Genomic DNA, 4,591 nt, shown 5'->3' with positions numbered 1-4,591 from the left:
AAGTGTGTTTTAAATTCAATCAACCATTAAACTTTGATACTTCAAGTGTAATTAATATGAGAAGTATGTTTGCTGTTTGCAAGAATTTCAATCAAGCTTTAAGTTTTGATACTTCAAAAGTAACCGATATGAGTTATATGTTTTTTAAGTGTTCACGTTTCAATCAAGCTTTAATTTTTGATACTTCAAAAGTAACCGATATGAGTTATATGTTTAGCGGTTGTTATAATTTTAATCAAATACTTGATTTTAATATTGTAGATTTTGTTAAAATGAAAGGTATATTTCAAGATTGCGATAGTTTAGAGCAATTGCCTAATTGGTATTGATATGTTAAAAAACATAAAAAGATTTAAGAATTTGAAATAGGAATTTCAAATTCTTATTTTTCAATTATCCTTGTAATATCGTTAAAGCTTGTAAATGTTTTTTAATATGATTTTCTTTTCTTAATCGTATAATTTATATAAAAATAAATTAAAATCGTAGATATTAAAGCAATAGCAAGAGTTAAAGTGCTATTGTGAATATCTCCTAATTTTAAAAAGCAAAATTTAAAAAACGCATTTAGAATACTAAATAAGGTAAAATAAAATAAAAAGCCTAAATCTTTCTCGCCTTTATAAAAATTAATAATATTTTTACAATAGATTTTAGTCGCAGATATACTAAAATAACTCCATATCATAAGCAACAACAAGCCTAACAAAAAACCTCGAGCATAAGCATCATCGTCATCTATAAAAAACCATGGCAATAAGTATCTTAATGGTATTAAAGTAAGTATAAAAGTATCCATATATAACATTAAAAAAGACCAAGAAATTACATATAATAAAACAATAAATATTAAAACTTTAAAGCAAGTTGCAACAAAAACTTTTATTAATTTATTATATATCCATTCTATCACATTAGCCCTTATAAAATATGCAAATTAATATAGTGAAATTATAAGAATTTAAATCTTAAAACTCAAAATATAAAGCACAAAAATACTAGATACTTTTAATTATTTTAGATTAATTTAAAAAATTGATAAATCTAAAGCTTTAGATAAACCCTCTAATATCCTAACACCACCTATTGAATTACCCTTGCTATCAAGTGCTGGCCCATAAACACCTATTCCAAATTCTCTAGGGACAAGCGATACCATACCACCGCCCACACCACTTTTACATGGAAGTCCTACCCTTACAGCTATTTCTCCTGATAAATCGTAAGTTCCACAAGTTAGCATTAAACTCTTAATCGTTCTAGCTATTTTTTTACTAACTACTTGCTTACCATCTTTAAGCCCATCATTAGCTAAAAATAATCCTAATTTAGCTAGGCTTTTTGTGTTAGCTAGTATTGAACATTGTTTAAAATAAACTTCTAAAGCCACCTCAACATCATCACTAATAATCCCATCATTTTTCATAAAATACGCTAAGGCTCTATTTTTATTGCCTGTTTTATTTTCGCTTTCGTATATTTTAGTGCTTAATGACGCTTCATTATCATCAGTAATCAAACGAAAAAACTCAAGCACTCTATTAAATCTCTCTTCAGCATTTTTGCCTTTAATCATAGAAGCAACTGCAATAGCACCTGCGTTTATCATTGGATTAAATGGCTTTTTATTGTTTGATGTTTCAAGTTTCATAATTGAATTAAAAGCATCTCCTGTAGGCTCAACACCTACTTTTGAGAATACATACTCATAGTCATTATCTAATAAAGCTAACATTAAAGTAACTATTTTAGAAACACTTTGAATACTAAACCTTAGCTCACTATCACCCGAGCAAAAAACATTATAATCCTTATCAATCACGCAAACTCCCAAAGCGTCTAATTTAGCCTTGCTAAGCTCTGGGATATAATTTGCCAATCTTCCTAATTTTGTATATTTAATATTATCTTTTACTAATCTATCTAACAACTCTTGCATATTTAAATCCTATAATTAAAATATAATTTTATAATTATTATAATATATCAAATTAAGGGGCAAAATTGCTTGATAGCATAAAATCATTTTTTATAAATCCTGATTTATTTATTAGACATTTAGCACTTAGCATTACTTTATTTGTAATTATTGTAATATATGGTTGCTTTATAATGTTTTTAAGAATTTTAGCAAATGATAAAGAGTATATAAATCAAGAAGCAAATGAAAAAATCAATCAAATAAAATCAACAAGCAAAATCAGTATAAATGCGACTTTTATGAAAAATAATTTTACAATATATTATGAATATTCAAAGATTTTTTGTAATTTCATCAAATTTTTATTTTTAATATTACTCACCTACATAGGTTTAGATTATTTTTATTATGCAAAATATGTTTATTCATATACTAGATATTGGAATTTACACGGGAGTTTTTTGGCATATTTTTTACCATTTTTAGCTTATTGCTTTACTATTTTATTAACTTCAAATATAAGAAAAAAACTTAAATTTATTAAAGAAAATAATTTTTTTATAATAGAAGATGAGAATAAATTTTTTATAGATGTGTTAGTTGTTATCAAACAAAACATAGCACAAGATAATAATTTTTATAAAGCTAGAATTGAAATTGATAAAAATGATATTTTGTTTAAATACAAAAGCTTTCAGCCTATTTTTAGCACTAGTGTAGCATTTTATACAGATAAAGTCATACAAGCTAACGAGCAAAATAAAGATATGTTAATAGAATTCATCTTAGGAATTTCAAAAAATACTTTTAGAGTAGCTACAAATCTAATAATCTATATTATGCAAGATTTTAAAATATATACTATTTATCAAACCAAAAATATGGTATTTTCAGTTCCATATAATGATCAAAAAGCAAAATTTAGCTTAAAAGTATTTTTTAGAAAAAACATTAACGAAACTTTAGAATACATTGTAGATAAAAATAAGCATTATGAATTAGATAAAGACTATATAAAAAAGCAACAAAACAAATAGTTTTACCCCGCAATCAGTCCTAACGCTTTTAAATCCATAATGATTTTCTTTGTTTATTTTCATTTTTATTGATTAATTTTTCTAATTTTTCTAAATCGCTTTTATTAAATTTATTAAAGGAAAGCTCATAAGATTTATAAAAAATCTTAAATCTTTTTCGCTTTAAAAAAATTCTTATAGTATTTTTAAAATTTGTTTTAAAAAAATAATATTCCTTAATATCATCATATTTTATTTTGCTAACTCCTAAGCCTTTTACAAATACCAAGTAATCTTCATAGCAAATCACTCTTTTAACACCACAAAATATAATTAAAGTGCATAATATAATTACTACGCCGATTATTTTATAAATAATTAATTCATCTTTTAAAAAGCTTACAATACTAATAAATGAAAGCAGCATTAAAAATCCAAAAGTTATATGAACTAAATCAAATCTTTTTGGATTAATCACATAAATCGCATTGTTTGTATCAACTTCTCTTAGTTGTAATATATAAATTACAAGGATATAAATAGCGATAAAAATCATAAAATATAGCCAATTTTCTACTACAAAAATAAGCGAAATTAAACTAAATAAAACAATAGCAAAAAATTTTGATTTATCATAAAAATACTTCATTGATAAAACAAAATAATGAACAAACATATAAACAAACATTAAAAACAAATAATTTTCAATAAAACAAGATTTAATTGCAAGATATATAAAAACAGCATTTATAAGAGTTAAAGTAAATATAATTATGAATTTTAAAATTTCTTTAATCATTTAAATTTTTTATCTAATAATGTGTATTTTACTTGTTTATCTTGATTATAAATATCTAAGATTTCTTTTAATAAATAAATCACTTCTTCTTCGCTAAGTAAATTATTACCCGCAATATCTATGATTACAAATATAGCAGTATCAGTTGATAAACGCTTTTTATGCACAAGAAGTATTTTAATAATATCTGTTTTATATTTTAAAATCCAAAATATTCTATTTGAATTTAAATCACAATCAATAAAAAAGCAATCAAGCTCTTTATTAAGTAGTATTGTTTTTGTGTTGAATATGGTATCTTGTATATTATATTTAGCAAGTGCTTCATTTATTTTATATTTTTCATAAATTTCGTTATCAATTTGTATAGTTTTAAAATCTAATTTAAACTGCGTATTGCCTATAAAACTTGATTTACTTTTAAAGAATTTCTTATATAACATTACTAATAAATAATAATACATAAATGGCAAAATCAAAGCTATTATTCCGCCTATTGATAAAGTCCAAATAGGAATATAAGAAAAACAAAACATAATAGATAAAAATATTAAACATAACTCTTTTGATATCTTGCTATATATTATATGAGTTAAAAAACATAAAGGTATAATAAATATTGAGCCTAATAAACTTCCATAAGGTGCTTGTGTGATTGATAAAAACATATAAAAAGTATCATATACAAAAAAAATTATCGTAAATAAAAAACAACAAATAGACAATATTACAATTGAAATCACAATTTTTATAATACTTTTTTCTATCATAAAATCTCCTTTTGTTTATATGTATTCTCCTAGCACTTCATCTATTATATATGCTTTAAATTCTTTATCATTATTTAAGCTTCCG

The 4,591-nt window shown here is 23.3% G+C and carries 6 protein-coding genes; 2 read left to right on the top strand and 4 right to left on the bottom strand.

The genetic code is table 11. The annotated features are described in order from the left end of the window. Nucleotides 1-329 (top strand): BspA family leucine-rich repeat surface protein (locus AVBRAN12654_RS09120; RefSeq protein WP_336614354.1); only part of this gene is annotated, 329 nt, incomplete at its 5' end. Between the two features lie 101 nt (nucleotides 330-430). Here the strand turns inward: AVBRAN12654_RS09120 and AVBRAN12654_RS09115 are convergent. Together AVBRAN12654_RS09115 and glsA are read right to left on the bottom strand one after the other, a co-directional pair. Further along, nucleotides 431-913: a hypothetical protein gene (locus AVBRAN12654_RS09115; protein WP_336614353.1), complete on the bottom strand. Its 483-nt coding sequence runs from the start codon at nucleotides 911-913 to the stop codon at nucleotides 431-433. Nucleotides 914-1,027: 114 nt separating this feature from the next. Beyond that, nucleotides 1,028-1,939 carry a glutaminase A gene (gene glsA / locus AVBRAN12654_RS09110; protein ID WP_214116793.1) on the bottom strand — a complete coding sequence of 304 codons (912 nt, stop codon included), beginning with the start codon at nucleotides 1,937-1,939 and terminating at the stop codon, nucleotides 1,028-1,030. A gap of 65 nt (nucleotides 1,940-2,004) precedes the next feature. On the opposite strand from glsA, the gene AVBRAN12654_RS09105 reads away from it, so the two are divergent. After that, nucleotides 2,005-2,958 (top strand): hypothetical protein, encoded by a 954-nt coding sequence (locus tag AVBRAN12654_RS09105; RefSeq protein ID WP_336614352.1) that lies wholly within the window; start codon nucleotides 2,005-2,007, stop codon nucleotides 2,956-2,958. Between the two features lie 28 nt (nucleotides 2,959-2,986). Here the strand turns inward: AVBRAN12654_RS09105 and AVBRAN12654_RS09100 are convergent, their stop codons facing one another. Together AVBRAN12654_RS09100 and AVBRAN12654_RS09095 are read right to left on the bottom strand one after the other, a co-directional pair. Further along, a complete protein-coding gene (locus AVBRAN12654_RS09100) occupies nucleotides 2,987-3,736 on the bottom strand; it encodes a hypothetical protein (RefSeq protein WP_336614351.1) in 750 nt (249 codons plus the stop codon). Next, nucleotides 3,733-4,506 carry a hypothetical protein gene (locus tag AVBRAN12654_RS09095; protein ID WP_336614350.1) on the bottom strand — a complete coding sequence of 258 codons (774 nt, stop codon included), beginning with the start codon at nucleotides 4,504-4,506 and terminating at the stop codon, nucleotides 3,733-3,735. The genes AVBRAN12654_RS09100 and AVBRAN12654_RS09095 overlap by 4 nt, the downstream gene beginning before the upstream one ends. Nucleotides 4,507-4,591 lie beyond the last annotated feature (85 nt).

It is taken from the genome of Campylobacter sp. RM12654 (genome assembly GCF_020137585.1).
Taxonomy (GTDB): domain Bacteria; phylum Campylobacterota; class Campylobacteria; order Campylobacterales; family Campylobacteraceae; genus Campylobacter_E.
Note: the sequence above shows the minus strand (reverse complement) of the source record. Positions and strands in the feature narration are given on the sequence as shown.

Bases quoted from the DNA above. Each gene is read 5' to 3' on its own strand.
- AVBRAN12654_RS09095 (WP_336614350.1), bottom strand. From the start codon at position 4,506: ATGATAGAAAAAAGTATTATAAAAATTGTGATTTCAATTGTAATATTG.
- AVBRAN12654_RS09100 (WP_336614351.1), bottom strand. From the start codon at position 3,736: ATGATTAAAGAAATTTTAAAATTCATAATTATATTTACTTTAACTCTT.
- glsA (WP_214116793.1), bottom strand. From the start codon at position 1,939: ATGCAAGAGTTGTTAGATAGATTAGTAAAAGATAATATTAAATATACA.